Genomic DNA, 25,235 nt, shown 5'->3' with positions numbered 1-25,235 from the left:
TACGGGGTGGGTACGACACCGGGTCGCACGGAGGGACGTCCGGACTCCGCACGCGCGCGTGGAGGTCAGCGCAGCCGGGCCACTCGCCACACGGCCAGCACGACCACCGCGGCCACCACGACGACGTACGCGAGGACCACCCGCCAGTCCGGGCGCCGCCCGGAGCCGCGCTGCGGCAGGCCCGGGCCGGTGTAGCCGACCCGGCGGGCGGCCATCATGCCCCAGCCCGCCGCGCAGGAGCAGATCAGGAGCCCCAGCATGGCGATCACGGCCCCGCTGTCACCGAAGTCGAAGGCGAGCGGGAAGGCGAACATCAGGGAGCCGACCGCGGCGAGGGCGACGATGGGGGCGAGCTGCCAGATGCGCAGGCGGCGCTGCGGGCGCAGCTCGACCTCGACCTCGGGGCCACCGGCGAACATCTCGTCGGGCTCGGGGCCGTCGGCGGTCACTCCGCCCTGCGTCTCGTCCGGCCCGTCGGGGCTCAGACGGTCCTCGTCCTGCTCCGGTTCACCGCTGTCGACGGTGAGGGGCTCGGTGCCTTGTGCGGTGTCGCGAGGGCCGGCCTCCATCGCCACGCGCCCTCCCAACTAGGACTCCACTTGGTCGATCGAAGCTCGATGATGGCACGGCGTCGGAGGCCGGGACGGCGGCCGGAGCGTCCCGATGCCATGACGTGATCAGGCTGTAACCGGTCGTTCGACCAACGCCAGTGCGCGGTGCGGAAGTTCTGTGAGATCCGCCGCAGCCCCGCTGAGCCAGTGCACCCGCGGGTCGCGCCGGAACCAGGAATCCTGACGGCGCGCGAAGCGCTTGGTGGCGCGCACGGTCTCGGCCCGCGCCTCCGGCTCGGTGCACTCCCCCGCCAGCGCCGCGAGCACCTGCTGGTAGCCGAGCGCGCGGGCAGCCGTACGCCCCTGGCGCAATCCCTGCGCCTCCAACGCACGCACCTCGCCCACGAGCCCCGCGTCCCACATCCGGTCGACCCGGCGGGCGATGCGCTCGTCGAGTTCGGGGCGGGCCACGTCGACGCCGATCTGGACGGTGTCGTAGACCGAGTCATGACCGGGGAGGTTTGCGGTGAAGGGCTGGCCGGTGATCTCGATCACTTCGAGGGCTCGGACGATACGGCGGCCATTGCTGGGCAGGATCGCCTGCGCCGCCTCGGGGTCCGCTGCGGCAAGTCTGGCGTGCAGAGCGCCGGACCCGCGCAGTGCGAGCTCCTCCTCGAGCCGGGCCCTGACCTCGGGGTCGGTGCCGGGGAACTCCAGGTTGTCGACGGCCCCGCGGACGTACAGGCCGGAGCCGCCGACCAGGATCGGCCAGCGGCCTTCGGCGAGCAGGCCGTCGATCTTGGCGCGAGCGAGCTTCTGGTACTCGGCGACGGAGGCCGTGACCGTCACGTCCCAGATGTCGAGGAGGTGGTGCGGGACACCGCCGCGCTCCTCGGGCGTCAGTTTGGCGGTTCCGATGTCCATCCCCCGGTAGAGCTGCATGGAGTCGGCGTTGACGACCTCGCCTCCGAGCTGCCGGGCCAGAAAAACGCCCAGATCGGACTTTCCGGCCGCGGTCGGTCCGACGACGGCAATGACTCGGGGGGCGGGGGGTGCGGTGCTCACCGCACCAGTCTCGCAAACCCCGAGGGCTCTCCTCGAACGAGTTACGTGACGGCACGAGTGCCGGGTCGTTGCCCGTTGCGAGGTTCCCGCCGCCGGTTTCGGGGGGCGGCGACCCGGGCGGCGCAAACGGACGCACCGGACGACGCGGGATTTCGCCCGCACGAGTAACGTATGGAGTGGATATGGGCGTTTTTGCACGACTTCTCCGAAGGTCGAAGGCTACGGAGGAGGCGTCAACCGCCGAGGCTCAGGCCGACACACCGACGGCCGAGCCTGCGACGGAGGGGGCGGCAGAGGTGAAGGGGTCGGCCGAGGCCGAGGAGCTGACCGAGGGCGAGCCAACGGCGACGGAGGCCGCCGAGTCCGCCTCCGGTGAGGGTGTCGACATCCCCAAGCAGCAGTCCGTCGAGGAAGCTGCCGACAGCGATGCCGGCGAGGATGCCCGCACGTAACCGCCATCCACGCGAGTGAGCCGAAGGGGCGTGCCGAGCCCGGGAACAACGGAAGGTGGACCATGGGTCTCCTGAACAATCTGAAGGCCAGGCTCAACCCGGCCAAGGGCAAGGTCTCCGGCCTCGCGCAACAGCACGGGGACAAGATCACGCACGGTCTCGACAAGGCCGCGAAGGCCGTCGACAAGAAGACCAAGGGCAAGTACAGCGACAAGATCCACACCGGGACCGGCAAGGCCAAGGACGCCATGGACCGACTCGCGCACAAGGACGGCACGAGGACGGGCGGCGGCACAACCGCACCGCCGGACTCCACGCCGCCTGCTTCCTGAACGGCACGGCACACCGTCGGACGGCCGCGGGGCTCAAGGGCTCCCGGCCGTCCGCCGTTTCCCGGCGCTTCTACGACCAGGTCGCGACCACGTACCCCACGCCGTACGGCGCGTCCTCGTACAGCAGTGCGCCGGCGAGGTCCGTGCCCTCGGCCGCTCCCGCGAGGACCTGCCAAGGAGCTCGGCCCGATGCCTTCAGCTCGGACGCCAGCTCGGTGTCCAGCGCCTTGAGGGCCGCCAGGTCCGCCGCTCCCAGCGCACGCGCGACCTCCGCGTCGAAGGGTGCCGCGCGCTCGTCGAGGTAGCCGGGGGCCTTGAGCGTGCGGCAGGCACTGGCGTCGCCCATGACCAGCAGCGCCAGCCGCTCAGCCCCTGCGGCGATTTCCCTTCCGACTTGAATACACCGCTCAGCCGCGAGAGGTTCCCCCACACCGAGTCCCTCGATCGGGGCGTCTGACCACCCGATGCGCTGAAGCAGCCACGCGGCCACCGCCAGCGAAGGCGGAAGCGAGCGCTCCGACGCCGGGGCCGGGACTTGGGCCTCGGCGTCCCCGGCACTGCCGAGCCGTACCTCCACGTCGACGCCGAAGCCCCGGAAGGAGCCCCGCGTGCCCTCCGGATGCGTGCCACGGCCGCTCTGCTCGGCGGGACCGACGACGACGAGCCGGTCGGGCCGGGCGGCCGCGAGCACACCGAGCGCGTCCGTGCACGCGGCACGCGCAATGTCCAGTTCGGCGGCGGCACCCGCGGCGACCTCGGGCACGAGCAGCGGCGGGCAAGGGCAGACTGCGGCGGCGACAAGCATGATCGGCAGGGTAACCCCGCCGACTGCCCACGGACACTGCGCCAAGCGGACGGGTCAGTCGCAGCCGCAGCCGCTCCCCGCCGCGACCGGCAGCGGCTTGGGCACCCCGATCTTCGGCAGGCCCAGCATCACGCCCGCCGGCTTCGCCGCCTCGGCCGCATTGCGCTTCTCCCAGGCGTCCCCCGCGCGCGTGCGGCGCACGTCCAGGACGGCGCCCTCGGCGAGGAGGTGGTGCGGGGCGGCATACGTTATCTCGACCGTGACCACGTCACCCGGGCGCACTTCTTGCTCGGGCTTGGTGAAGTGGACAAGGCGGTTGTCGGGGGCGCGGCCGGAGAGGCGGTGGGTGGCGCCGTCCTTACGGCCCTCGCCCTCGGCGACCATGAGGTCCAGGGTGCGGCCGACCTGCTTCTTGTTCTCCTCCCAGGAGATCTCCTCCTGGAGGGCGACGAGACGCTCGTAGCGCGCCTGGACGACCTCCTTCGGGATCTGGTTCTCCATGGTCGCGGCCGGGGTGCCGGGACGCTTGGAGTACTGGAAGGTGAAGGCCTGCGCGAACCGCGCCTCGCGGACGACGTGCAGGGTCTGCTCGAAGTCCTCCTCGGTCTCGCCGGGGAAGCCCACGATGATGTCTGTGGTGATCGCCGCGTGCGGAATGGCGGCCCGCACCTTCTCGATGATCCCGAGGTAGCGCTCCTGCCGGTAGGAGCGGCGCATCGCCTTCAGGACCGTGTCCGAGCCGGACTGCAGCGGCATGTGCAGCTGCGGCATCACGTTCGGGGTCTCGGCCATCGCGGCGATCACGTCGTCCGTGAAGTCGCGCGGGTGCGGGGAGGTGAAGCGGACGCGCTCCAGGCCCTCGATCTTTCCGCAGGCGCGCAGCAGCTTGCTGAAGGCCTCGCGGTCGCCGATGTCGGAGCCGTACGCGTTGACGTTCTGCCCGAGCAGGGTGATCTCGGAGACGCCCTCGTCGACCAGGGCCTCGATCTCGGCGAGGATGTCGCCGGTGCGGCGGTCCTTCTCCTTGCCGCGCAGTGCCGGGACGATGCAGAAGGTGCAGGTGTTGTTGCAGCCGACGGAGATCGACACCCAGGCCGCGTAGGCGCTCTCGCGGCGCGTCGGCAGGGTGGAGGGGAACGCCTCCAGGGACTCGGCGATCTCTACCTGGGCCTCTTCCTGCACGCGCGCGCGTTCCAGCAGAACTGGCAGCTTGCCGATGTTGTGCGTGCCGAAGACCACGTCCACCCAGGGCGCCTTCTTCACGATGGTGTCCTGGTCCTTCTGCGCGAGACAGCCGCCGACCGCGATCTGCATCCCGGGGCGCTTCGTCTTCATCGGGGCAAGGCGGCCGAGGTTGCCGTACAGCCGGTTGTCGGCGTTCTCCCGCACGGCACAGGTGTTGAAGACGACGACGTCCGCGTCCCCGTCCGACCCGTCGGGCGCACGCACGTAACCGGCCTCTTCGAGCAGCCCGGACAATCGCTCGGAATCGTGGACGTTCATCTGGCACCCATAGGTGCGGACTTCGTAGGTCTTCACGCCCACTGCCTGGCTCCGGTCGATGCTGCTCATGCGACAAGGGTAGGCGGTGCCGGAAGTGCCTCCGGTCTCCCTGTGGACAACCGGGGGCTCAGGGCTCGATCAGAGCCGTTCGGATCGCATAACGGATGAGTTCCAGGCGGTCGCGCATACCCAGTTTGTGCAGCAGGTTCACGCGGCGGCAGGTTGTCACGCCGGTGCAGGCGGTCGAGGTAGCAGCGGACGAGGGCCCCTTCCGCGACCGGCTGCACGAACGACTCGTCGCGTACGGCCTCCCGGCACGCCCCGACCATGTCCCGGTCGGCGGCGGACGTGAGGACGTAGCCGCTGGCTCCGGCCTTGAGGGCCCTCGAAGAAGTGCTGGTCGTTGTCGTACATCGTCAGGACGAGGATGCGCAGGCCGGGCGGGTGGCGGGAGAGTTCGCGGGCCGTCTGGAGGCCTGTCATCCCGTACGGATTCCTCGCAGGCAGCGAAAGCGGGCGCGTCGGATGGGTGACTGACGGCCCTGGCGGAGGGCCCGACGGGAGGGCTCACGCACCGTCGCGCATCCATCGGTCGGTGGGCGGCGACGGCCTCGTCGACGGGGCACGCTGCAGGACTCGTGCGACGTCGGCCACCCACCGCCCGGCGGACGAGTGCCAGGCCCGTCGGCGGGCCGCGCCGCGGACTCACGCGACGTCGGACACCCGTCGCCCGGTGGACAACTGCCCGCCCTGTCGGCAGGGCACGACGAAGGCCTCACTCACCGCCTCTCACCCATCGCCCGACCGACGACTGACGGGCCCCGTCGACGTGCTGCGCCGCAGGACTCACGCACCCTCGGGCATCCACCCCTGCCGGCGCAGCACCGCCGACACGTCCGGGGCTTCGTAGTGGTCGCCCTTGAGGACCTTGCCGTCGGCTCGGCGGGCGACCAGGCCGTCGGGGCCCAGCTTGGTCATGTTGGAGCGGTGGATCTCGGCGATCACCGCGTCGAGGTCGATGCCGTGGACCAGGGCCGTGCCATAGGCGACGTAGACGACGTCGGCCAGTTCGTGTGCGAGCTTGTCGAGCGGGCCGGCGACCGAGACCTCGGCGACCTCCGCGGCCTCCTCCGCGAGCAGTTCTCCCCGGTGGGCGGCCAGAGAGGGCGGGACTTCGGTGGGCGTACTACGGGCGTCGAGCCCGACGGCGAGGTGGAATTGGCGAACCAGGTCGGCGGGCGATGAGCTCATACGGCGACTCTAGCGACCGCCACTGACAACGCCCGGTCGTGATCCCGTTGTGACCCCTGCCCTGGTCAGCAGCCCTGGTCAGCACCGCGTTCCGGCTGGCAGGATCCCTCGCATGTCCAAGATGTTCCCCCGGATCGGCAGGCGCTGGGCCCTGCAGGGCGCGGCCGCCGGCTTCGTCGCCCTCGGGCTGCTGCTGTGGTGGCTGCTGCCCCTGGGCGAGGCTCCTCCGAGCGGAACGATCACGTTCAGCACGGGAACGCCGGCCGGGGTGTACCAGCAGTACGGCAAGCTGCTGCGCACCGCGCTCGACAAGGACATGCCGGACCTCAAGGTGAAGCTGCTGACCAGCGACGGCTCCCAGGAGAACGTCAGACGCGTGGCGACCGGCAAGGCCGACTTCACCATCGCCGCGGCCGACGCGGTGGAGACGTACGAGCTCGCCGGTCACAACCCCGGCGCCCACCAGTTGCGCGGTGTCGCCCGCCTGTACGACGACTACGTACAGCTCGTCGTCCCGCGCGACTCGGCCATCAAGTCCGTCGCGGACCTCAAGGGCAAGCGGGTGGCCATCGGACCGCCCAGCTCAGGTGTGCGACTGATCGCCAACCGGGTGCTCAAGGCGGCCGGCATCGACGCGGCGAAGGACATCACGCCGTTTGCCGACGGCATCGACACCGGGCCGGACCGGCTGAAGCACGGCAAGATCGATGCGTTCTTCTGGTCGGGCGGGCTGCCCACCGAGGGGCTGCAGACGCTCGCCGACACCTTCACCTTCCGGTTCGTGCCGATCAAGCCCGAACTCGTCGCCAAGCTGCACGGCCAGGACCAGGCCACCGGCTACTACCGCGCCACCAACATGCCGGAGTCGGCCTACCCCAGCGTCCAGGGGGGGTTCGCCGTGCCTACGCTGGCCGTGTCCAACCTGTTGATGACGCGCAAGGACATGGACCCCCGGCTCACCGAGTGGATCACCCGCACCGTGATCAGGAGCCGTGACGGCATCGGCACGAGGGTCCATTCCGCGCAGCTCGTCGACCTGCGCACCGCGATCTACACCGACCCACTGGCCCTGCACGAGGGCGCCCGGCGCTACTACCGCTCGGTCAAGCCGTAGCGGTACCGCCCCCGGGCCAGGCCGCAGCGGTCCCCCGCCGGTCAAGCCCTGGGGCTGTTCCTCGGCACGGACACCGTCACCGTCAGGCCGTGCGGCTCGTGATGGCCGTACGAGATCGAGCCGCCGCCCGCGGCGAGCAGTGTGCGTGAGATGGACAGGCCGAGGCCGGAGCCCTTGATGTTCTGGTGGCGGCCGCTGCGCCAGAAGCGGTCGCCGACACGGGCGAGTTCCTCGTCGGTCAGGCCCGGGCCGTTGTCGGTGACCACGACGGTCGTGGTGTCGCCGTCGGCCGCGACCGTGACCTCGACGCACTCGTCCTTCGGCGTGAACTTGACCGCGTTGTCGATCACCGCGTCCAGGGCGCTGGACAGGGTGACCGGATCGGCCCAGGCGGTGGTCGGCGGGCAGTCGCCCACCAGCCGTACGCCCTTGGCCTCGGCGGTCGGCGTCCAGGCCGCGACGCGCTCGGCGGTCAGCGCGCCGATGTCGGTGATCCGCAGGTCGGCCTCGGTGTGCTCGGCCAGGGCAAGGTCGAGCAGGTCGTCGAGGACCTCCGCGAGGCGCTTGCCCTCGGTGCGGACCGATGCGATCTCCTCGTTGCCCTCCGGCATTTCGAGAGCGAGCAGTTCGATACGCAACAGCAGCGCCGCAAGGGGGTTGCGCAGCTGGTGCGAGGCGTCGGCCACGAAGGCGCGCTGCTGCTCCAGCACGTCCTCGACGTTGTCCGCCATCTCGTTGAACGAGTGGGCCAGGCGCCGGAGTTCCGGAGGACCACCGGCAGCCGCCACCCGGGACTTCAGGCGGCCACTCGCGATCGCGTGGGTGGTGGCGTCCAGCACCCGCACGGGCCTGAGCACCCAGCCGGTCAGCCGGAGCGCGGCGCCGACGGCCAGCAGCATCGCGGCGATCTCGCCGACGCCGATGACCAGCCAGCCGTGCAGGATCCGCGAACGCAGCGCTCCGGTGGGCGAGTCGGTGACGACGACCGCGACGACGTCGCCGTCCCGGATGACCGGTGAGGCGACGACCAGACGGTGGCGCTGCCAGGGCCACACCTGCTTCGGGTCGTGGCTGCGGCGGCTGAGCAGCGACTCGGCGAACGCCTCGCGCACCTCGCCCTTGTCGGGGAGGAAGAAGCTCTGCGGCGCCTGGGCCATGGGGATGTCGGTGCGGCAGAACACCCCGGCCCGGATGCCGTAGACGCCGTAATAGCTGGCGAGTTCACTGCGCAGAGTCTCGAGGCGCTCGTCCGTGGACGTACGCGTGGAGCTGCAGGCGTCGGTGACGAACTGGGCGAGGGACGCGAAGCGTGCCGTGTCGTCGATCCGGTCGACGACGACCTTCTGCTGCTGGGCGGAGGCCACGCTCACGGCGAGCGGGATGCCGAGCGCGAGCAGTACGGCCGCCATAAGGACGATCAGCAGCGGAAGAAGACGTGTACGCACCCGTGCACGCTACGAGGCCGGAGCGACGAGCCGGTAACCGACGCCGCGTACGGTCTCGATCAGGGCCGGCATCCGCAGCTTGGCGCGCAGGGACGCGACATGCACCTCCAGGGTGCGTCCGGTCCCCTCCCAACTGGTGCGCCACACCTCGCTGATGATCTGCTCCCGGCGGAAGACGACCCCCGGGCGCTGCGCGAGCAGGGCGAGAAGGTCGAACTCCTTACGGGTCAGTTGGACAACCGAACCGTCAACGCTCACTTGCCGGGTGGGCAGTTCGATGAGCATGGACCCGAGGCGCAGCTCGTGCTCGCCGCCCGCAGCGGCGTCCTCGTGGACGCTGCGCCGGCTGACGGCGTGGATCCGGGCGAGCAGCTCCCCCGTGTCGTACGGCTTCACCACGTAGTCGTCGGCGCCGAGATTGAGGCCGTGGATGCGGGAGCGGACGTCGGAGCGCGCGGTGACCATGATCACCGGAGTGCTGGTGCGCTTGCGGATCTTGCCGCAGACCTCGTAGCCGTCCTGGTCGGGCAGACCCAGGTCGAGCAGGACGACGCCGAAACCCTCGCCCTCCGGAACCAGCGCCTGGAGAGCTTCCTCGCCGCTACGCGCGTGCGTGACGTCGAAACCGTGCCGCGCCAGAACCGCAGAAAGAGCGGCGGCGACATGGTTGTCGTCCTCGACGAGGAGCAGTCTCATCCGGGCCTCCTTCGGTTCATCGGCCGTACGATCAGGATGGACAGGAAAACGCGTGCACGCGCGCGTGCACCAACGCAGTCACGCTGATGGACGAGGACGGCGTCAAGTGGGTTCCAGTTGCGCGCCGCTTTAGTTACCCGGCCGATACGTGACCGCGCGCAACTGCTACGACACGTGTCCGATTGCTATCGGATCGTGATGCTCAGATTCCCCTCAGATGTAATGACGCAGGTGGAACGGGGTTACTACTGTCCTCCGAAACCGAGGAGGACGGAGCCCGATAGCGATGACCGAAGTATCGGTGGCCAAGGAAGATGTGGCCGCGACCGGCGAACTGGTCGTCCTGAAGAGCGTCAACAAGCACTTCGGCGCGTTGCACGTACTCCAGGACATCGACCTGACGATCGCCCGCGGCGAGGTCGTCGTGGTCATCGGGCCCTCCGGGTCCGGTAAGTCCACCCTGTGCCGCACCATCAACCGCCTGGAGACAGTCGACTCCGGCTCGATCGCGATCGACGGCAAGGCGCTGCCCCAGGAGGGCAAGGAGCTGGCCCGGCTGCGCGCCGACGTCGGCATGGTCTTCCAGTCCTTCAACCTCTTCGCGCACAAGACCGTGCTCGAGAACGTGATGCTGGGCCAGATCAAGGTCCGCAAGGCCGACAAGAAGAAGGCCGAGGAGAAGGCCCGCGCCCTGCTCGACCGCGTGGGCGTGGCCACCCAGGCCGACAAGTACCCCGCTCAGCTCTCCGGCGGCCAGCAGCAGCGCGTCGCCATCGCGCGGGCCCTGGCCATGGACCCCAAGGTCATGCTCTTCGACGAGCCGACGTCGGCCCTCGACCCGGAGATGATCAACGAGGTCCTCGAGGTCATGCAGCAGCTCGCCCGCGACGGCATGACCATGATCGTCGTCACCCATGAGATGGGCTTCGCACGATCGGCTGCAAACCGTGTGGTCTTCATGGCGGACGGCCGGATCGTCGAGGAGGCTGCGCCCGACCAGTTCTTCAGCAATCCGCGCAGCGACCGGGCCAAGGACTTCCTGTCGAAGATCCTTCACCACTGACGGTTTGCGCCTTCCGCCATTGCCGGCCCTCATCTCTTCATCACCCAAAGGATGTTCATCATGAAGCTCCGCAAGGTCACTGCCGCCTCGGCCGCCGTCCTCGCCCTTGCCGTGGCCGCCACGGCTTGTGGGTCGAGCAACAACGACAGCGGTTCCTCCGGTGGCGGCAAGAAGATCAAGATCGGCATCAAGTACGACCAGCCCGGCCTGGGTCTGAAGGAGCCGAACGGTTCCTTCTCCGGCTTCGACGTGGACGTGGCGACGTACGTGGCGGGCAAGCTCGGGTACAAGCCCAGCCAGATCGAGTTCGTCGAGACCAAGAGCGCCGACCGCGAGAACGCGCTGGCCCGCGGCGACGTGAAGTTCATCGTGGCCTCGTACTCGATCACCGACGAGCGCAAGCAGAAGGTCGACTTCGCCGGCCCCTACTTCCTGGCCCACCAGGACCTGCTCGTCAAGGCGAACTCGAAGATCAACAAGGGCACGGACCTCAATGGCCAGAACCTGTGCTCTGTGACCGGCTCCACCTCGGCACAGAACGTCCAGAAGACGATCGCCCCCAAGGCCAACCTCAAGGAGAACAGCGGCTACTCGGAGTGCGTCTCCAGCCTCCAGAGCGGCGCCGTGGACGCGCTGACCACGGACGACTCGATCCTCGCGGGCTACGCCGCGCAGGCCCAGTACAAGGGCCAGTTCAAGCTCCTCGGACTCAAGCTCAGCAACGAGAACTACGGCATCGGTGTGAAGAAGGGTGACACCACGACCCTCAACAAGATCAACGACGCCCTGAAGAGCATGGTCAGCGACGGCACCTGGAAGAAGGACGTCGAGAAGAACTTCGGCCCGGCCAACTACAAGTACGAGCCCGCGCCGCAGATCGGCCAGATCGTCAAGTAAGGCAAGGGCTGCAGCCCAGGGCCACCGCAGGGTTCCTCGGGCGCGCCGCCGCCAGCCGCGATCACGGCGGCGGCGCGCCACGCCCTCCTCGTACGCCACACACCCGGAAGCGCGGGAGATCGTGTTCGACTTTCTTCAAGGTTATGACGTCCTGGGGGCGTTCTGGATGACGGTGAAACTCACCGTCCTCTCCGCCGTCGGCTCCCTGATCTGGGGCACCCTGCTGGCCGGGATGCGGGTCAGCCCGGTCCCGCTGATGCGCGGGTTCGGCACCGCCTACGTCAACATCGTCCGGAACATCCCCCTGACGGTCATCATCGTCTTCAACTCGCTAGGCCTCGCCGACGTCTTCGGCGTGACACTGGGCGCCTCCGACTTCAAGGTCCAGGGCTTCAGGCTGGCGGTGCTCGGTTTCATCGTCTACACCTCGGCCTTCGTCTGCGAGGCGCTGCGCTCCGGCATCAACACGGTGCCGCTGGGGCAGGCCGAGGCGGCCCGCGCCATCGGGCTGAGCTTCAGCCAGACCCTCAGGCTCATCGTGCTGCCGCAGGCGTTCCGCTCGGTCATCGGTCCGCTGGCCAACGTACTGATCGCGCTGACCAAGAACACCACCGTGGCAGCCGCGATCGGCGTGGCCGAGGCTGCCTACCTGATGAAGACGATGATCGAGAACGAGGCCCAGACGCTGCTCATCGGCGCGGTCTTCGCTTTCGGGTTCGTGGTTCTGACCCTGCCCACCGGCCTCATCCTCGGCTGGCTGAGCAAGCGACTGGCGGTGAAGCGATGACCTCGGTCCTGTACGACGCCCCCGGCCCCCGGGCCAAGCGGCGCAACGTCCTCTTCTCGGTGGTCTTCGTCGCCCTGCTCGCCCTGCTGGCATGGGGGATCTGGCGGACGATGGACGACAAGGGCCAGCTGAAGTGGTCCCTGTGGCAGCCGTTCACCACGTCCGAGGCCTGGACGACGTATCTCCTGCCGGGCCTCGGCAACACCCTGAAGGCCGCCGCACTCGCCATGGTCATCGCCCTCCCGTTGGGCGCCTTCTTCGGCATCGCGCGCATGTCCGACCACCGGTGGATGCGGGTGCCCGCCGGAGTTGTGGTCGAGTTCTTCCGCTCGATCCCGGTGCTCCTGCTGATCCTGTTCACGAACGAGTTCTACGCCCGCTCCACGAACGTCACCACCGCGGACCGGCCCCTGTACGCGGTCGTCACCGGCCTAGTGCTCTACAACGCCTCGGTCCTCGCCGAGATCGTCCGGGCCGGCATCCTGGCGCTCCCCAAGGGGCAGACGGAAGCTGCGTACGCGATCGGCCTGCGCAAGGGCCAGACGATGACCAGCATCCTGCTCCCGCAGGCAGTGACCGCCATGCTGCCGGCCATCGTCAGCCAGCTGGTGGTCATCGTGAAGGACACCGCGCTGGGCGGCGTGATGATCGGCTACCCGGAGCTGCTCAACGCGCGCAGCACGTTCGCGGCCAACTACGCCGACGTCATCCAGAGCTTCATCGGCGTGGCAGCCATCTTCATCGCGGTCAACTTCCTCCTCACCAGCTTCGCGAGCTGGCTGGAAGGCAGGCTGCGGCGCAGCAAGAAGAGCACGGGCGCGGTCCTCACCGAGGACACGGTGGAGGTCAACCCGGCCGCGGTGGGCGGCAGCTTCGGCACCGGCGGCGAGGGCGGTGGCCTCCCCGGCAGCGGGACCTATCTCTGACGGCCAGTCAAAGAGCATGGACGACACGGAGGCAGTGGCATGATCGCCACTGCCTCCGTCGCTTGACGCAAACCCCGCCAATGGGTTGCATACGTTCTGTGATCGTGCACCCTGCTCCAACTTCCTGTTCACATACGTCCGTCAGGACACCGCCGCGGGCAGGGGGCGCCGCGCCGTGGACCCGGTGATCATCGTCGGAGCGGGGCCCGTCGGGCTCACGCTCGCCCTGGCGTTGGCCCGTCAGGAAGTGCCCTCCGTCGTGCTGGACGAGGGTCCCGGCAAGGACGAACCGCGCCCCGCGCGCACCGTGGTCCTGCGCGAGGACACCGCCGCGCTGATGGAGCGGCTGGCCGGCGTGCCGCTCGCACCGGAGGGGGCGCACTGGGCCGGATGGCGGTCGATGCGGCGCAAGCAGGTGATGCGCGAGGTCACGTTCGGCGGCGACGACCCCGCCCCGCTGCACATCGCCCAGCACGTCCTGACCGGCGCCCTGCGCGCCGCCCTGGCCACCGAGCCCCTCGTCGAGGTCGCCGTGGACAGCCGCCTCGACACCGTCGAGCAGGAGCCCTCGGGGGTCACCGCCCACACCCGCGGCCCCAAGGGCACCTGGTGGCGCGGCAGTTACCTGGTCGGCTGCGACGGCCCGCGCTCCACCGTGCGCAAACTCCAGGACATCCGCTTCCCGGGCCGTACCGCGGTGGAGCGACACGCCGTGGCCGCGTTGCGCACGGAACTTCCGTGGGCGGACGAGGCGTTGCTCCATCGGATGCCGCCGTGGCGGACGTCGGGGCCTTCGGCCGGGGAGGTGACCGCCCGCCCCCTCCCGGACGGCGTGTGGCGCCTGGACTGGCTGCTGCCGCCGGGCAAGGACCTGGTCACGCCCGAGCTGCTGCTGGCCCGCATCCGGGAGACCCTGGCCGGCTGGACCGGGGGCCCGACACCGCCGTACGAACTCCTCGACACGGGAGTCCACACCGTCCACCACCGGCTGGCCCGCCGGTGGCGGGTCGGCCGGGTCTTCCTCGCCGGGGACGCGGCGCATCTGCTCGGCGCGCTGGGGACGCAGGGCCTGGACGAGGGGCTCAGGGACGCCGACAACCTGGCCTGGAAGCTGGCGCTCGCCTGGCACCACGGACCGCACGAGGCGCTGCTCGACAGCTACCAGGCAGAGCGACGCGGGGTGGTCGCGGGCCGGCTGCGCGCCGCCGACCAGGCGCTGCCGCTGCTCCGCGGTGGCGGAGGACTGCGCGTATACGTGCCCGGCTCGGCCCGCGGACACGACACGCTGCTCACGGACGGTCACCTGGGGCGCGGACCGCTCGGTGCGCCGGGAGCGTACGCCGCCTCCCCGATCGCGCCCCAGCACCTCGAAGCGGAGGTCCCCGTGGACACGGCGCCCGGCGCGGCGGTCACCGATGTGCGGGTCACCGCGGAGGACGGCACCTTCGTACAGCTGCGGGACCGGCTCGGGCGCGGTGCACTGCTGGTGGTGCTGATCGCGCCGGGCACGGGAGTGTGGGACCGCAAGCACTGGGCGACCGCCGGGATCATGCCCCGGCTGGCGGCCGCAGTGGCCGCGCTGCCGCACCCCGCCGAGCTGCTGGTCGCCGAGAGCTACCCCGGCGCTGCCGCCCACAGCGTGTTGCTGGTACGGCCGGACGGCCACCTGGTCGCGGCGCTGGGCGGCGTACGTCCGGCCGACCTGTACGCGGCTGCGGAGACGACACTGGGCGGACCGACGAAGGCGGAGGCCACGGCAGGCTCGACCTCGAAGTGACCCTACTCACCGTCACCCTGTGGTCCACATAGTGACGGTGAGTTGACCGCTCTACACCGGCAATGGTGTACTCCGAATCGTGACCGACACCCTTGTGCGCCTGTGGCGGAGGGTCCATATGGACCTCGTCCGCTATGCGGGCTGCGTGTGTCGTCCGTCCTGCTGAATTCGCATCTTCTCCTCCCGCGCGCGCCTCCCAGTGCTGCCGCGCGCTCCCACGCGAACACTCTTCAGGACGGTGCCACGTGTCTGTCTCCCCTTCTGCCTCTCCCTCTGTCGCCGCACCCGCCCAGGTTCCGACACAGGCTGACCTCCTCGACTTCGTACGGCGTACGGCCGCCGACGCCGAGCTGATCGCCTCGCTCCCGCTCGACCCCGAAGGCCGCACCTGGGTGCGCCTCGAGGGACCCGGCGGCAGCGAGGCCTGGCTGATCGGCTGGCCGCCCGGCACAGGCACGGGCTGGCACGACCACGCCGAGTCCGTCGGCGCCTTCGTGACGGCGGCCGGTGAACTCAAGGAGAACTCACTCGCCGCCCGGCTGCCCTCCGACGGCTGGAAGACCCTGGAACTCACCGACGGCGTGGACCGGGAGCGGCAACTGCCGGCCGGCAAGGGGCGTGCGTTCGGTCGCCATCACGTCCACGAGGTGCTCAACGAGTCCGCCGACCGGCACGCGGTCTCCGTCCACGCCTACTACCCGCCCCTGCCGCAGATCCGCCGCTACAGCCGCGTGGGCCAGGTCCTGCGTCTGGAGCAGGTCGAGCGCCCGGAGGACTGGCAGTGAGCGGCGACGGTCCGGTCCGCGGGCAGGCGGGCGGCGCGGGCGAACAGCCCGTCGGCATCGACGAGTTGCTGGAGCGGGTGCGCGAGGGCTACGAGCGGATCGAGCCGAAGGAGGCCTACGACGCCGCCCGGGCCGGCGAGGCACTCTTGGTCGACATCCGATACGCCGCCCTGCGTGAGCAGGACGGCCTGATCCCGGGCGCTCTCGTCGTCGAGCGCAACGAGCTGGAGTGGCGCCTCGACCCACAGGGCAGCCACCGCGTGCCCGAGGCCACGAGTCATGAGGTGCGGGTGGTGGTGATCTGCAACGAGGGGTACGCGTCGAGCCTTGCGGCAGCGTCCCTGCACCAGTTGGGACTGGGACGGGCCACCGATCTGGTCGGCGGATTCCAGGCGTGGAAGGCGGCGGGGCTGCCAGTGACGTCGTAGGGGGTTCGCGATCGGCCATCGACGCCGCCCACGCTCAGTAGCCGTGGGCCATGACCTCGAGGCGGACAACGACAGCAGCAGCGGGGAGGGGTGCAGCGCGAGGTCCGACGGTCACGCTTGACGGACGCGGCACGCAACCCGGCGGCCACGCCTCAATGGCGAGTGCCGCGTCAGAACCCCTCGTCCCCGAGGAACTCCGTGTCCTCCCCCTCTTCCTCCAGCGCCTGCCGGACCACCCGCAGCGCCATGCCCTCGGAGTAGCCCTTGCGGGCCAGCATGCCCGCGAGGCGGCGCAGCCGTTTGTCGCGGTCCAAGCCGCGCGTAGAACGCAGCTTGCGGGCGACGAGTTCGCGCGCGGTCTCCTCTTCCTGTTCGGAGTCGAGCTGTGAGACGGCCGCGTCGATCAGCGTGGAGTCCACTCCCTTGGTCCGCAGCTCCTGGGCCAGCGCCCGCCGGGCGAGCCCCCGGCCGTGGTGCCGGGACTCCACCCAGGCGTCCGCGAACGCACTGTCGTTGATCAGCCCGACTTCCTCGAACCGCGACAGCACCTCCTCCGCCGCGTCGTCCGGAATCTCCCGCTTGCGCAGGGCATCGGCGAGTTGCTTGCGCGTGCGCGGGGTCCCGGTGAGCAGGCGCAGGCAGATCGCCCGTGCCCGCTCGACCGGGTCCCCTGAGGACTCCTCCTGCTCGGCCCTCGACGAGGAGGAGGAGCCCCCGTCCTCATCGGTCGACTTCCCGCGGCGTCGCTGCCGACGCCCACGGGAGCCGCCCGCACCAAGGGCCCCGCCATCACGGGCCGCACCGCCACGACGGCGCGAGCGACCGCCGGACGGGCTGGAGCCACGTACCGAGCCGTCGTCCGGCCACTCCCCGCCACCGGACGACTCGCTCTCGCGGTACGACCGGTCGTCCCCGTACGACCCGCCGTCCCGGTACGACCCGCTGTCGCCGTACGAGCCCCCCGTGCCGTACCACTCCGCACGGCCGTGTCCCCCGTCCGTGCCACGCCCCGTATTGCGCCCGTAAGCATCGCCGCCCAGCCCGGCAGAACCCTCGTCGCCTCCCCCACCCCGCATACGCGGAGCGTCCGGGTAGGCGTACTCGGCCCAGTCGGTTCGCCGTGTCATGGGGTCAGCTCTTGGCAGCCGGGGCCTTGGCCTTCGCCGCCTTGGCCGCCGTCGGGGCCGGCACCTTCGCGGCGTCGTCCGCGGTGGCGGAGACGGCTGCGTCCGCGCCCGGCTCAGCGGTGGGCTCCTCCGGTCGCACGCCGACGCCCAGCTTCTCCTTGATCTTCTTCTCGATCTCGTTGGCCAGGTCGGGGTTGTCCTTGAGGAAGTTGCGCGCGTTCTCCTTGCCCTGGCCGAGCTGGTCGCCTTCGTACGTGTACCAGGCACCGGCCTTGCGGACGAAGCCGTTCTCCACGCCCATGTCGATCAGACCGCCCTCACGGCTGATGCCCTGGCCGTAGAGGATGTCGAACTCGGCCTGCTTGAAGGGCGGGGCGACCTTGTTCTTGACGACCTTGACGCGGGTGCGGTTGCCGACCGCGTCGGTGCCGTCCTTCAGCGTCTCGATGCGACGGATGTCGAGCCGCACCGAGGCGTAGAACTTCAGCGCGCGGCCACCGGTCGTGGTCTCCGGGGAGCCGAACATGACGCCGATCTTCTCGCGGAGCTGGTTGATGAAGATCGCGGTGGTCTTGGACTGGTTGAGCGCGCTGGTGATCTTCCTCAGGGCCTGGCTCATCAGACGGGCCTGGAGACCGACGTGGCTGTCGCCCATCTCGCCCTCGATCTCCGCGCGCGGGACGAGCGCGGCGACGGAGTCGATGACGATGAGGTCGAGGGCGCCGGAGCGGACCAGCATGTCCACGATCTCCAGCGCCTGCTCGCCGTTGTCCGGCTGGGACAGGATCAGGTTGTCGATGTCGACGCCGAGCTTCTTCGCGTACTCGGGGTCGAGGGCGTGCTCCGCGTCCACGAAGGCGACCTGGCCGCCGGCCTTCTGCGCGTTCGCCACCGCGTGCAGCGTCAGGGTCGTCTTACCGGAGGACTCCGGGCCGTACACCTCCACCACACGGCCACGCGGCAGGCCGCCGACGCCGAGGGCGACGTCGAGTGCGGTCGACCCGGTGGGGATGACCTCGATGGGCTCGTTCGGCCGCTCGCCGAGGCGCATTACGGCGCCCTTGCCGAACTGCCGTTCAATCTGTGCGAGCGCGGCGTCGAGCGCCTTCTCGCGGTCGGTTCCTGCCATGGGTTCCACCCGGTTTGCTTGAGTCGATCGCTTCACGTCAAAGACGCTAACGCCTGCCACTGACAATGCGCCTCGACGCCCATCCGGCCTGTGGATAACTCGGGTACGTCTCCGTCAAAAACGTGTCGAATTGCCCGTCGAGAGTCTCGCCGAGCCTCCATAAGAATAGATGTTCGATTTTCGTGTCAAGCGCACCACGCGACACCTCCGAGACTACGTCCGCGGTCCGACAGCGGGCCGGACTCCGAGCCACGCGGCCGCTGTTCGTGCCGGCGCCCCGTCCGGCTACTCCCCGCGGCGTACGGCGGGTGTCTTCGGCCGGACGACGACCGGACGGGGCGGTCTCGCAAGGCTGAAGGCATGGAGACCAAGAAGCTCACCCGAGAGGGCGGCAGGGCGGAACGTCCCCCGACGCGGCCGTCGGCCACGGTGGCGTGGTGGTCGGGGGTCCGCCCGGCGGAGCGCCTCTGCCACTGCGTCGGACTTCTTCTGATCCTCTCCGGACTCATGCACCTGGTGGTGTTCGCCGTCGACGGCGGCCCCTGGGACGGGCCCGTGTCCTGGCGCAAGCCCGTCACGTTCGGGCTGTCCTTCGGGGCGACGCTGATCGCGGTCACCTGGGTGACGTCGTATCTGCGCATCGGTCCGCGGCTGCGCGCCCTGCTGCTGATCGTGTTCGCCGCCGACTGCGTCGTGGAGGTCGGCGGTATCACCCTTCAGGCCTGGCGCCGGGTGCCCTCGCACCTCGACATGGAGACGCCGTTCGACACCGCGGTGTCCATGACGCTTGCGGTGGGCGGTGGTGTCCTCGTGGTGCTGCTCACCGTGTTCGCCCTCGCCTCGTTCCGGCACCGGCCCGCAGGCCCTGCGGGGATGGCGCTCGCGGTGCGTTCCGGCTTCGCGATCCTGCTCGTCGCGCTCGCTTCGGGCGCCGCGATGATCGCGCGCGGTGTCGTGCTCACCCGTACCGGGCACCAGGAGGCGGCGTACCACTCGACGGCCCCGCTCAAGCCGCTGCACGGGGTCAGCCTGCACGCGGTCCTGGTCCTGCCGGTGCTGGCCCGGCTGCTGTCCCGCACGTCCTGGAGCGAGCCGGTCCGGCGGCGGATCGTGGCCGCGGCGACCGGTTGCTACGTCACTGCCGTCATCGGCGCCGGGATATGGGCCGTCCTGACCTACTGAGCCGGTTGCGCCCGGTGATCCGGCCGCGCCTCAGGAGGAGGAGCCTTCCCCGGACTCCGCCAGTTCGTCCTGTGCCGCCCCCGGTCGCCGTGTCGACAGTCGCCTCGCGCGCGTGAGCAGACCCGGTCCCGATCCGCCTCTCCGGTGCCCGTGGACACGAGGGTCGTCCGTGACGGCGTACCGCTTCACGTACGCCCCCAGGAAGGCCTGCAGCGTGGCGACGGCCGGGATGGCGATCAGTGCGCCGACGGCGCCGAGGAGCGCGGTGCCGGCGATGACCGAGCCGAAGGCGACGGCAGGGTGGATGTCGACGGTCTTCGCGGTCAGCTTGGGCTGCAGCATGTAGTTCTCGAACTGCTGGTAGACCACGACGAAGATCAGCACCCACAGCGCGTACCAGGGATCGACGGTGAACGCGATCAGCATGGGCAGGGCGCCCGCGAGGTAGGTGCCGATGGTCGGGATGAACTGGGAGACCAGGCCCACCCAGACGCCGAGCACGGGCGCGTAGGGCACGCCCAGGATCTGCAGCAGGATGTAGTGCGCTATGCCGGAGATGAGCGCCATCAGACCGCGCGAGTAGATGTAACCGCCGGTCTTGTTGACGGCGATCTCCCATGCGCGCAGCACCTCGGCCTGCCGAGCGGGCGGCAGTACGGAGCAGATCGCACGGCGCAGCCGCGGGCCGTCCGCGGCGAAGTAGAACGAGAACAGCGTGATCGTCAGCAGCTGGAAGAGGCCGCCGATGACCTGGGCGGACACGTCCAGGACACCGGTGGCACTGTGCTGCACGTAGTTGCGCAGCCAGTCGGAGCGAAGCAGGCCCTCCTGGACGTCCACCCGCTTCAGGTCGGTGTGGAAATGCGTGTTGATCCAGTTGATGACGGAGTCGAGGTAGTCCGGGAAATCCTCGACGATCTTGATGATCTGGCCCGCCAGCATGGAGCCGAGCAAGGTGACGAAGCCCGCCGCCATGATCATCACGGCGAGGAAGACGATGCCGGTGGCCAGCCCCCTGCGCATCCCGCGCGAGGCCATCCAGCTCACCGCGGGCTCGATGGCGAGGGCCAGAAAGAACGCGATGAGGATGTTGATCAGCAGGCCGGTGAGCTGGTGAAAGGCCCAAGTACCCAGCTGGAACGCGGCGTAGAGGCCGAGCACGAGCACCGCGGCACGCGGCAGCCAGCGGGGCATGCGACCGGACGCGACAGCGCCGTCGGCCGGAGGCCGGTCGGGCGGCGTCGTGCCGAACGGAGATGCCTGCTGGGCCGTCTGCCCGGTCTCGTCAGTGGGTGCCACGGATCAAGTCTCGCCCACTGGTGTGACAATCAACTACCGTCCTGCGATCTTCGTGACCGATCAGCGCTTCTCCCCCGGAACGTCCATGACTGTGCAGACCACGCGCCACACGTCCTTGGCATCCCAGCCGGCGTCCAGCGCACCGTGCACCGTGCGACCGCCGAGCTCCGCCATCACATGGTCGCGCGCGAAGGTGTCGGCGTATCCCGGACCGAAGTGATCCGTCATCCGCTGCCAGAAGACCGTCAACCGCATGAATTCCGCTCCGTACCCGCAATGACCTGCACGTTTCCTGCCCCTCACACCCCCGCATGACCGTCAGGGGGTTTCCAGGGAGTTCGCCTCCCCGCTGAACCAAGCATCCATGGCGGCGCGACCTCGCGTGCCTGCATCGGGCATGAAGTGCGTGTATGTACGCAGAGTAAAGCCAGGGTCGGCGTGCCCAAGCCAGCGGGCGAGGGAGACGATCGACTCGCCTGCTTCGAGCTGGACGCTGGCATAGGTGTGGCGCAGGGCATGGAAGCCGAGCTCGCGCGACGGCTCCCACTTGCTCCCGCCGGAATCGGATTCCACTTTGCCGATAAGTCCCGCAGAGGCGAGCGCGGGCTTCCAGAGACGCCTGTTCCATGTGTCGCGGTTGCATGCGCGCCCCTGCCGGGTGGCCAGGAAAAGTGGGTAGGTACGCGGAGCCCAGTCGACGCGCTGCCGTTCGCTCTGAGGTTCATGGGGGCTCTCCCACGGGAGTTTCACCACGACCGGCTGCCAGCGCTTCGCGTGCTGTTTGATGCTGGCCAGGACGCCAGGTGCCGCATCAACTTCTCGCGTCTTACCTCCCTTGGGGAGCGCAAAGAAGAGGTGGCCGTCGATCATGCAGACCTGCCGCCGGACATGTACGACCCCGCTCTCCGCGTCGAGGTCCTCCGGGGACAGTCCGAATACCTCGCCCTGGCGCAGGCCGAGCCCCACCCCCAAGTCGACTGCGAGGCGGTATTGCTCCGGGAGCCCAGCGCGTACCCGCATCGCCTGCTCGCGCGACCACGCCCGCGCCTTCTGCGCAGGCTTGGCCGGCGGCCGAGCGGTGCGGCTCCCCTTCATCGGATGCTTCACCAGCCTGCCGTCTTCGACGGCGGCCTGGAGGATCGTAGAGAGATGCCCCCAGGTGGTGCGGATCGTCCCGGCCGACAGAGTCTCCTCCATCCGGACGACCCATTCCCGGAGGGCTGGCGCAGTGATGGCATTCAGGGGCAGCGACCCGAGCGCCGGGAGAACGTGTCCCCATATTCGTCGATGCGTCGCATCTCGGGTGGTGGCGGCGTACCGCTGGTGCGGCCACCATCGATCCTCCACGTACGAGCGCAGCAGGATCGTTCCTTCACGCGGGTCGACGAACTCCTGCCGCGTCACGTCGGTTTGAGCATGAGCGAGCCACTGCTTGGCGTCGGTGAGCTTGGTGAAGCTGCGGGCACGGACACCGGGGATGCCGGCGACCTTGTAACGCTTCCCCTTGCCGTAGAGCTTGGTCTTCTCCTTGGTTCGTTTACTGATCCAGCGGTCTTCTATATGTCCTGGCACGTACTCGACACTCCTTAGCGGGCTAGACCGACATTACTTTCGTGTGACTTCAGCCACATCAACTACCGGCAAGTAGGGATGCAGCAGGACGCATCTGGGATCGAGAGGGACGGAAAGCGGATACACCTCTACCGTCCTGGGGTTATCAGGCTTCCCCACCCGAAGATTCTGCCACGCGTACACCGACACAACCCACTATGTTGTTTCCGAAGGCAGTCACCCAAACGATCTCCTTCTAAAGGATATACAGACACCTCTGGAGGCTCTTGGAATGGGCGACTCCACGCCTGTGACCGAACACGCGACAATTTGGCAGTTGCTGGCACCTCCGCAGCTAGCCGAGCTGCTCGCAGTGTCGGACAAGACGCTGCGCAACTGGCGGAATGACGGCAAGGGCCCGGCTTACATCAAGCTCGACGGCGGCGCCGTCCGCTATCCGATGCGAGACGTGTACGCCTGGCTCGATGAGCAGCGCAATGCCTCCGTCCGCTTGCATGCACACCGCGCTCACGAAATGCGCCCGGTGGAGCCAAAGAGGTTTCTTGACGTCGCCTGATCCACCCGCCCCCATTCCTCACACGGAGGGGATTATGGTGAACGCTGCCGTCATACGGCCATCACTCTGTCCCATTTCCTTGAACTGAACCAAAGAAAGCGGAGCGGGACTCGAACCCGAAATGTTACATAAGCTGACTCGTGAAAGCGCGTTGACCTGCACCGAACCATGCGGGTCGCCTCCCTCTCGCACGCGTTTCGATTCGCCTGAACCCCCTGCCGTGTTCCGATGGGAACACGACAGGGAACACCGCTCACGCGCCGATGGAATCTGGATGGCGAACCAAGTCCAATGGTCGGGTGACGGGGGCGTGGCTACCCGCCACCCGACCACCCATTGAACCTAGGGGAGTCGAACCCGAGTCGAGCGCCGCCCTGACCTGCTCACGCAACCTCAATGCGCCCGCAGCCTCAGAATCATAGGCTTCCGACTCTCTCCCGCTCGGCAAACGCCCAAACGCCGAACTCCAGCACCATCGCCTCGACGAACCCGAAGCCCATACCGGTCTCGCTGCGCCGGCTCATGTTGATGGTGCCGCCCGGCGAGCGGCTCTCGGAGTGGACCGCGTACACCGGCCGCCCGTAGCGATCACCCGTCGCGTAGGTCGCGGCGATGATGTCCGGATGCCGAGGCGCCTCCCCATGAGGACTCGGGTCCCGCTTGAGCCTCACCCCTACCTTGGCCAGCCCCTTGTCGACTCCGCCCACCTTGACGCTCCCCGCCAAGCCAGCGCGGGACGCCCCCGCATCGACAAGCATGTGCAGTGACCAGCGCCTTGATGCCCACTTAGCGCACCTCATCCTGACGCCGCCAAGCCAAGTCCCTCGGTCAGTGACCCGATCGTCACCCACGAGCAGTTCATCAGCCGCCTTCGGGTCTCCGGCCCCCGTACCCGACTGGCGACCTTCCTGCGCCCGATTCCCCCTTGGACGCTCCCGGGTGGCTGGCCATGAGCGGTCGCTTCTTATGGACGACTGGGGCGGCGGCCTTCACGCGTCCGGCCCCGCGGGGCGGCCGGATCCATCCAGGTCAGAGGGTCATGAACGGCGAGTGCTCGCTGAGCAGGAGCTTGCGCAGTGCCAAGCGGATACGCGACAGAACTCGGCGGCGTGGCGATGCAGGTACAGACACGGTTCCCCCGGCAGCGGTAAGGTACGCCTAGTTGCGTACCTCTAGGTAAGGTACGCAACTAGGCGTACCTTGTCGAGAGGTGAAGTGATGGCGGCAGGCGAGTTGGCGCACCCTCGTGCTGAGGAGCTGGAGGTGGGACCCATCCTTCTGGCACTTGCTGATGGGAACCGGCGTCGGGTCGTGGCTGAACTGGCCGCACGGCCAGACGAAGAGCGGCTCTGCGCCTCCTTCGATCTGCCGGTGAGCAAGTCCAGTCGCACCCGTCACTGGCGAGTACTGCGCGAAGCAGGCTTGGTGTACCAGCGCGACGCTGGGAATGGGCTGTACATGCGCCTCCGCAAGGAGGACTTGGACCGTCGATTCCCGGGCCTGATCCAGGCCGTTATAGCTGCGGACTAGGCGCTCCGCCGCGCGACAGCCGCCGCAGCGGCGATGGCTGATGAGGACTGCGGCTATGCCGACGAAGGCGGAGAAGCGTTCGGCCTTGCCCGCGGCGTGCTCCTCGACCAGCAGGCATGTAAGCGGCATTCCAGTGCAAACCACCCAGCGCGCTCGGCGAAGGCTGCGGGACTATCCGGCTTCGTCGTGCAGGCGGTCTGAGTCCAGGACGGTGATGCGCCCGCGGGCGAGGCGGATCAGGTGGCGGTCGGCGAAGTCGCGCAGGACCTTGGTGCAGGTCTCGCGGGAGGTTCCGGCGAGGGCTGCCAGTTGTTCGTGGGTGAGGGCGATCTGCGGATGGCGGGCGACCGGGCGCAGAGGGCCGGCCGGGGGCTGGGCGGTGGTCAGGGTGAGCAGGGTCGTGGCGATGCGCTGCGCGACGGATTTGAAGACGCTGTCGGACAGGCGCTGTTCGAGGTCGGCCAGGCGGCGGCCGAGGATCGCGGTGATGCGGGCGGAGATCCGGGCGTCCGCCAGCAGCAGGCGGTGCACGTCCGTCCGGCTCATCACGCACACCACGGCGTCGTCGAGGGCTTCGGCGTAGTTGTCGTACATGCGCTGGCCGAGCAGCACCATCTCGCCGAAGATGGTGCCCGGCGTGATGATCGCGGTGGTCAGGGCGCGGCCGTCGGCGGAGACGCGGAAGATCCGTACCCGGCCCTTCTTGAGGATGAACAGCACCTCGCAGGGCTGGGTCGGCGAGTACAGCATCTCCCCGGCCGTGTAGCTCTTCATGGGCGCGGCTTCGGCGATCGCTGCCATCTCCGGCTCGGACAGGTCGCAGAAGATGTCGACCTCGGCCAGGCACCAGGTCCGGTCGGTGTCCTCGCCGGCGTCGGCCATGTGGTGCGTCTCCTCGCGTCGTCCCGGGGCCCACGGCGGAGGCGCGGCTCCCCAGGCCGGGCTGGCCAGCGTGTGTGCGCC

The 25,235-nt window shown here is 69.1% G+C and carries 28 protein-coding genes and 1 pseudogene; 14 read left to right on the top strand and 15 right to left on the bottom strand.

Going from position 1 to position 25,235, the window contains the following annotated elements; all coding sequences use genetic code 11:
• Window positions 1–65 precede the first annotated feature (65 nt).
• Complete coding sequence (locus tag ACFY10_RS08325; RefSeq protein WP_390664911.1) at window positions 66–569, bottom strand: hypothetical protein; 504 nt, start codon at window positions 567–569, stop codon at window positions 66–68.
• A 108-nt stretch (window positions 570–677) separates the two neighbouring features.
• On the bottom strand, window positions 678–1,616 hold the full coding sequence (miaA, locus tag ACFY10_RS08320) for a tRNA (adenosine(37)-N6)-dimethylallyltransferase MiaA (protein WP_390664278.1): 939 nt from the start codon (window positions 1,614–1,616) through the stop codon (window positions 678–680).
• Between the two features lie 296 nt (window positions 1,617–1,912).
• On the opposite strand from miaA, the gene ACFY10_RS08315 reads away from it, so the two are divergent.
• Window positions 1,913–2,068, top strand: a complete 156-nt coding sequence (locus ACFY10_RS08315) for a gliding motility protein (RefSeq protein WP_390664277.1) — start codon at window positions 1,913–1,915, stop codon at window positions 2,066–2,068.
• A gap of 62 nt (window positions 2,069–2,130) precedes the next feature.
• Window positions 2,131–2,400 carry an antitoxin gene (locus tag ACFY10_RS08310; RefSeq protein WP_390664276.1) on the top strand — a complete coding sequence of 90 codons (270 nt, stop codon included), beginning with the start codon at window positions 2,131–2,133 and terminating at the stop codon, window positions 2,398–2,400.
• Window positions 2,401–2,470: 70 nt separating this feature from the next.
• Here ACFY10_RS08310 and ACFY10_RS08305 read toward each other — a convergent pair whose 3' ends face one another.
• From ACFY10_RS08305 to ACFY10_RS08290, 4 genes and pseudogenes are all read right to left on the bottom strand, one after another.
• Window positions 2,471–3,205 carry a class III extradiol dioxygenase subunit B-like domain-containing protein gene (locus ACFY10_RS08305; protein WP_390664275.1) on the bottom strand — a complete coding sequence of 245 codons (735 nt, stop codon included), beginning with the start codon at window positions 3,203–3,205 and terminating at the stop codon, window positions 2,471–2,473.
• A 54-nt stretch (window positions 3,206–3,259) separates the two neighbouring features.
• On the bottom strand, window positions 3,260–4,777 hold the full coding sequence (miaB, locus tag ACFY10_RS08300) for a tRNA (N6-isopentenyl adenosine(37)-C2)-methylthiotransferase MiaB (RefSeq protein ID WP_390664274.1): 1,518 nt from the start codon (window positions 4,775–4,777) through the stop codon (window positions 3,260–3,262).
• 58 nt (window positions 4,778–4,835) lie between these two features.
• Window positions 4,836–5,191, bottom strand: a pseudogene (locus tag ACFY10_RS08295) (response regulator transcription factor); the annotation flags it as partial.
• Window positions 5,192–5,554: 363 nt separating this feature from the next.
• Window positions 5,555–5,959 carry a MazG nucleotide pyrophosphohydrolase domain-containing protein gene (locus tag ACFY10_RS08290; protein ID WP_390664273.1) on the bottom strand — a complete coding sequence of 135 codons (405 nt, stop codon included), beginning with the start codon at window positions 5,957–5,959 and terminating at the stop codon, window positions 5,555–5,557.
• Window positions 5,960–6,071: 112 nt separating this feature from the next.
• Between ACFY10_RS08290 and ACFY10_RS08285 the strand changes: the two genes are divergently transcribed.
• Window positions 6,072–7,073: a TAXI family TRAP transporter solute-binding subunit gene (locus tag ACFY10_RS08285; protein WP_390664272.1), complete on the top strand. Its 1,002-nt coding sequence runs from the start codon at window positions 6,072–6,074 to the stop codon at window positions 7,071–7,073.
• Between the two features lie 41 nt (window positions 7,074–7,114).
• Here ACFY10_RS08285 and ACFY10_RS08280 read toward each other — a convergent pair whose 3' ends face one another.
• Window positions 7,115–8,518: a sensor histidine kinase gene (locus ACFY10_RS08280; protein ID WP_390664271.1), complete on the bottom strand. Its 1,404-nt coding sequence runs from the start codon at window positions 8,516–8,518 to the stop codon at window positions 7,115–7,117.
• 9 nt (window positions 8,519–8,527) lie between these two features.
• Window positions 8,528–9,214 (bottom strand): response regulator transcription factor, encoded by a 687-nt coding sequence (locus ACFY10_RS08275; RefSeq protein ID WP_390664270.1) that lies wholly within the window; start codon window positions 9,212–9,214, stop codon window positions 8,528–8,530.
• A 286-nt stretch (window positions 9,215–9,500) separates the two neighbouring features.
• On the opposite strand from ACFY10_RS08275, the gene ACFY10_RS08270 reads away from it, so the two are divergent.
• The 8 genes from ACFY10_RS08270 (at window position 9,501) to ACFY10_RS08235 (ending at window position 15,877) form a co-directional block, all read left to right on the top strand.
• Window positions 9,501–10,277 carry an amino acid ABC transporter ATP-binding protein gene (locus ACFY10_RS08270; protein ID WP_390664269.1) on the top strand — a complete coding sequence of 259 codons (777 nt, stop codon included), beginning with the start codon at window positions 9,501–9,503 and terminating at the stop codon, window positions 10,275–10,277.
• A gap of 60 nt (window positions 10,278–10,337) precedes the next feature.
• The gene (locus tag ACFY10_RS08265) at window positions 10,338–11,174 is read left to right on the top strand and encodes a glutamate ABC transporter substrate-binding protein (protein ID WP_390664268.1); all 837 of its coding nucleotides are present in this window, start codon (window positions 10,338–10,340) and stop codon (window positions 11,172–11,174) included.
• Between the two features lie 121 nt (window positions 11,175–11,295).
• Window positions 11,296–11,961, top strand: a complete 666-nt coding sequence (locus ACFY10_RS08260) for an amino acid ABC transporter permease (protein ID WP_390664267.1) — start codon at window positions 11,296–11,298, stop codon at window positions 11,959–11,961.
• Window positions 11,958–12,887, top strand: a complete 930-nt coding sequence (locus tag ACFY10_RS08255) for an amino acid ABC transporter permease (protein WP_390664266.1) — start codon at window positions 11,958–11,960, stop codon at window positions 12,885–12,887. The genes ACFY10_RS08260 and ACFY10_RS08255 overlap by 4 nt, the downstream gene beginning before the upstream one ends.
• A 175-nt stretch (window positions 12,888–13,062) precedes the next feature.
• Complete coding sequence (locus ACFY10_RS08250) at window positions 13,063–14,664, top strand: FAD-dependent monooxygenase (RefSeq protein ID WP_390664265.1); 1,602 nt, start codon at window positions 13,063–13,065, stop codon at window positions 14,662–14,664.
• A 118-nt stretch (window positions 14,665–14,782) separates the two neighbouring features.
• Window positions 14,783–14,830, top strand: a complete 48-nt coding sequence (locus ACFY10_RS08245) for a hypothetical protein (RefSeq protein ID WP_309506048.1) — start codon at window positions 14,783–14,785, stop codon at window positions 14,828–14,830.
• Window positions 14,831–14,909: 79 nt separating this feature from the next.
• Complete coding sequence (locus tag ACFY10_RS08240) at window positions 14,910–15,449, top strand: cysteine dioxygenase (RefSeq protein WP_390664264.1); 540 nt, start codon at window positions 14,910–14,912, stop codon at window positions 15,447–15,449.
• Entirely contained in the window at window positions 15,446–15,877 is a 432-nt protein-coding gene (locus ACFY10_RS08235; protein WP_390664263.1) for a rhodanese-like domain-containing protein, read from the top strand. Before ACFY10_RS08240 ends, ACFY10_RS08235 begins: the two co-directional genes overlap by 4 nt.
• 170 nt (window positions 15,878–16,047) lie before the next feature.
• Here the strand turns inward: ACFY10_RS08235 and recX are convergent, their stop codons facing one another.
• Together recX and recA are read right to left on the bottom strand one after the other, a co-directional pair.
• Window positions 16,048–17,004 (bottom strand): recombination regulator RecX, encoded by a 957-nt coding sequence (gene recX / locus ACFY10_RS08230; RefSeq protein ID WP_390664262.1) that lies wholly within the window; start codon window positions 17,002–17,004, stop codon window positions 16,048–16,050.
• Window positions 17,005–17,008: 4 nt separating this feature from the next.
• Entirely contained in the window at window positions 17,009–18,133 is a 1,125-nt protein-coding gene (recA, locus tag ACFY10_RS08225; protein ID WP_390664261.1) for a recombinase RecA, read from the bottom strand.
• A gap of 360 nt (window positions 18,134–18,493) precedes the next feature.
• Between recA and ACFY10_RS08220 the strand changes: the two genes are divergently transcribed.
• Window positions 18,494–19,315, top strand: coding sequence for a hypothetical protein (locus ACFY10_RS08220; RefSeq protein ID WP_390664260.1), 822 nt, complete (start codon window positions 18,494–18,496; stop codon window positions 19,313–19,315).
• A gap of 30 nt (window positions 19,316–19,345) precedes the next feature.
• Here ACFY10_RS08220 and ACFY10_RS08215 read toward each other — a convergent pair whose 3' ends face one another.
• The 3 genes from ACFY10_RS08215 to ACFY10_RS08205 all read right to left on the bottom strand — a co-directional run bounded on the left by ACFY10_RS08215 (window position 19,346) and on the right by ACFY10_RS08205 (window position 22,186).
• Entirely contained in the window at window positions 19,346–20,614 is a 1,269-nt protein-coding gene (locus ACFY10_RS08215) for an AI-2E family transporter (RefSeq protein ID WP_390664259.1), read from the bottom strand.
• A 60-nt stretch (window positions 20,615–20,674) separates the two neighbouring features.
• Window positions 20,675–20,869, bottom strand: a complete 195-nt coding sequence (locus ACFY10_RS08210) for a DUF3046 domain-containing protein (RefSeq protein ID WP_390664258.1) — start codon at window positions 20,867–20,869, stop codon at window positions 20,675–20,677.
• Between the two features lie 63 nt (window positions 20,870–20,932).
• A complete protein-coding gene (locus ACFY10_RS08205; RefSeq protein WP_390664257.1) occupies window positions 20,933–22,186 on the bottom strand; it encodes a tyrosine-type recombinase/integrase in 1,254 nt (417 codons plus the stop codon).
• 271 nt (window positions 22,187–22,457) lie between these two features.
• Between ACFY10_RS08205 and ACFY10_RS08200 the strand changes: the two genes are divergently transcribed.
• Window positions 22,458–22,742, top strand: coding sequence for a helix-turn-helix transcriptional regulator (locus tag ACFY10_RS08200; protein WP_390664256.1), 285 nt, complete (start codon window positions 22,458–22,460; stop codon window positions 22,740–22,742).
• Window positions 22,743–23,158: 416 nt separating this feature from the next.
• On the opposite strand, the gene ACFY10_RS08195 is transcribed toward ACFY10_RS08200, so the two are convergent.
• Window positions 23,159–23,449 carry a hypothetical protein gene (locus ACFY10_RS08195; protein WP_390664255.1) on the bottom strand — a complete coding sequence of 97 codons (291 nt, stop codon included), beginning with the start codon at window positions 23,447–23,449 and terminating at the stop codon, window positions 23,159–23,161.
• A gap of 511 nt (window positions 23,450–23,960) precedes the next feature.
• Here ACFY10_RS08195 and ACFY10_RS08190 point away from each other — a divergent pair.
• Entirely contained in the window at window positions 23,961–24,272 is a 312-nt protein-coding gene (locus ACFY10_RS08190) for an ArsR/SmtB family transcription factor (protein WP_390664254.1), read from the top strand.
• Window positions 24,273–24,443: 171 nt separating this feature from the next.
• Here ACFY10_RS08190 and ACFY10_RS08185 read toward each other — a convergent pair whose 3' ends face one another.
• Window positions 24,444–25,154: a Crp/Fnr family transcriptional regulator gene (locus ACFY10_RS08185; protein ID WP_390664253.1), complete on the bottom strand. Its 711-nt coding sequence runs from the start codon at window positions 25,152–25,154 to the stop codon at window positions 24,444–24,446.
• Window positions 25,155–25,235: the final 81 nt, after the last annotated feature.

This window comes from Streptomyces sp. NPDC001401 (assembly GCF_042895385.1).
GTDB lineage: Bacteria > Actinomycetota > Actinomycetes > Streptomycetales > Streptomycetaceae > Streptomyces.
Note: the sequence above shows the minus strand (reverse complement) of the source record. Positions and strands in the feature narration are given on the sequence as shown.

Bases quoted from the DNA above. Each gene is read 5' to 3' on its own strand.
- ACFY10_RS08305 (WP_390664275.1), bottom strand. From the start codon at position 3,205: ATGCTTGTCGCCGCCGCAGTCTGCCCTTGCCCGCCGCTGCTCGTGCCC.
- miaB (WP_390664274.1), bottom strand. From the start codon at position 4,777: ATGAGCAGCATCGACCGGAGCCAGGCAGTGGGCGTGAAGACCTACGAA.
- ACFY10_RS08285 (WP_390664272.1), top strand. From the start codon at position 6,072: ATGTCCAAGATGTTCCCCCGGATCGGCAGGCGCTGGGCCCTGCAGGGC.
- ACFY10_RS08310 (WP_390664276.1), top strand. From the start codon at position 2,131: ATGGGTCTCCTGAACAATCTGAAGGCCAGGCTCAACCCGGCCAAGGGC.
- ACFY10_RS08200 (WP_390664256.1), top strand. From the start codon at position 22,458: ATGGGCGACTCCACGCCTGTGACCGAACACGCGACAATTTGGCAGTTG.
- recX (WP_390664262.1), bottom strand. From the start codon at position 17,004: ATGACACGGCGAACCGACTGGGCCGAGTACGCCTACCCGGACGCTCCG.
- ACFY10_RS08275 (WP_390664270.1), bottom strand. From the start codon at position 9,214: ATGAGACTGCTCCTCGTCGAGGACGACAACCATGTCGCCGCCGCTCTT.
- ACFY10_RS08270 (WP_390664269.1), top strand. From the start codon at position 9,501: ATGACCGAAGTATCGGTGGCCAAGGAAGATGTGGCCGCGACCGGCGAA.
- ACFY10_RS08185 (WP_390664253.1), bottom strand. From the start codon at position 25,154: ATGGCCGACGCCGGCGAGGACACCGACCGGACCTGGTGCCTGGCCGAG.
- ACFY10_RS08255 (WP_390664266.1), top strand. From the start codon at position 11,958: ATGACCTCGGTCCTGTACGACGCCCCCGGCCCCCGGGCCAAGCGGCGC.
- ACFY10_RS08265 (WP_390664268.1), top strand. From the start codon at position 10,338: ATGAAGCTCCGCAAGGTCACTGCCGCCTCGGCCGCCGTCCTCGCCCTT.
- recA (WP_390664261.1), bottom strand. From the start codon at position 18,133: ATGGCAGGAACCGACCGCGAGAAGGCGCTCGACGCCGCGCTCGCACAG.
- ACFY10_RS08325 (WP_390664911.1), bottom strand. From the start codon at position 569: ATGGAGGCCGGCCCTCGCGACACCGCACAAGGCACCGAGCCCCTCACC.
- ACFY10_RS08290 (WP_390664273.1), bottom strand. From the start codon at position 5,959: ATGAGCTCATCGCCCGCCGACCTGGTTCGCCAATTCCACCTCGCCGTC.
- ACFY10_RS08220 (WP_390664260.1), top strand. From the start codon at position 18,494: ATGGAGACCAAGAAGCTCACCCGAGAGGGCGGCAGGGCGGAACGTCCC.
- ACFY10_RS08210 (WP_390664258.1), bottom strand. From the start codon at position 20,869: ATGCGGTTGACGGTCTTCTGGCAGCGGATGACGGATCACTTCGGTCCG.
- ACFY10_RS08190 (WP_390664254.1), top strand. From the start codon at position 23,961: ATGGCGGCAGGCGAGTTGGCGCACCCTCGTGCTGAGGAGCTGGAGGTG.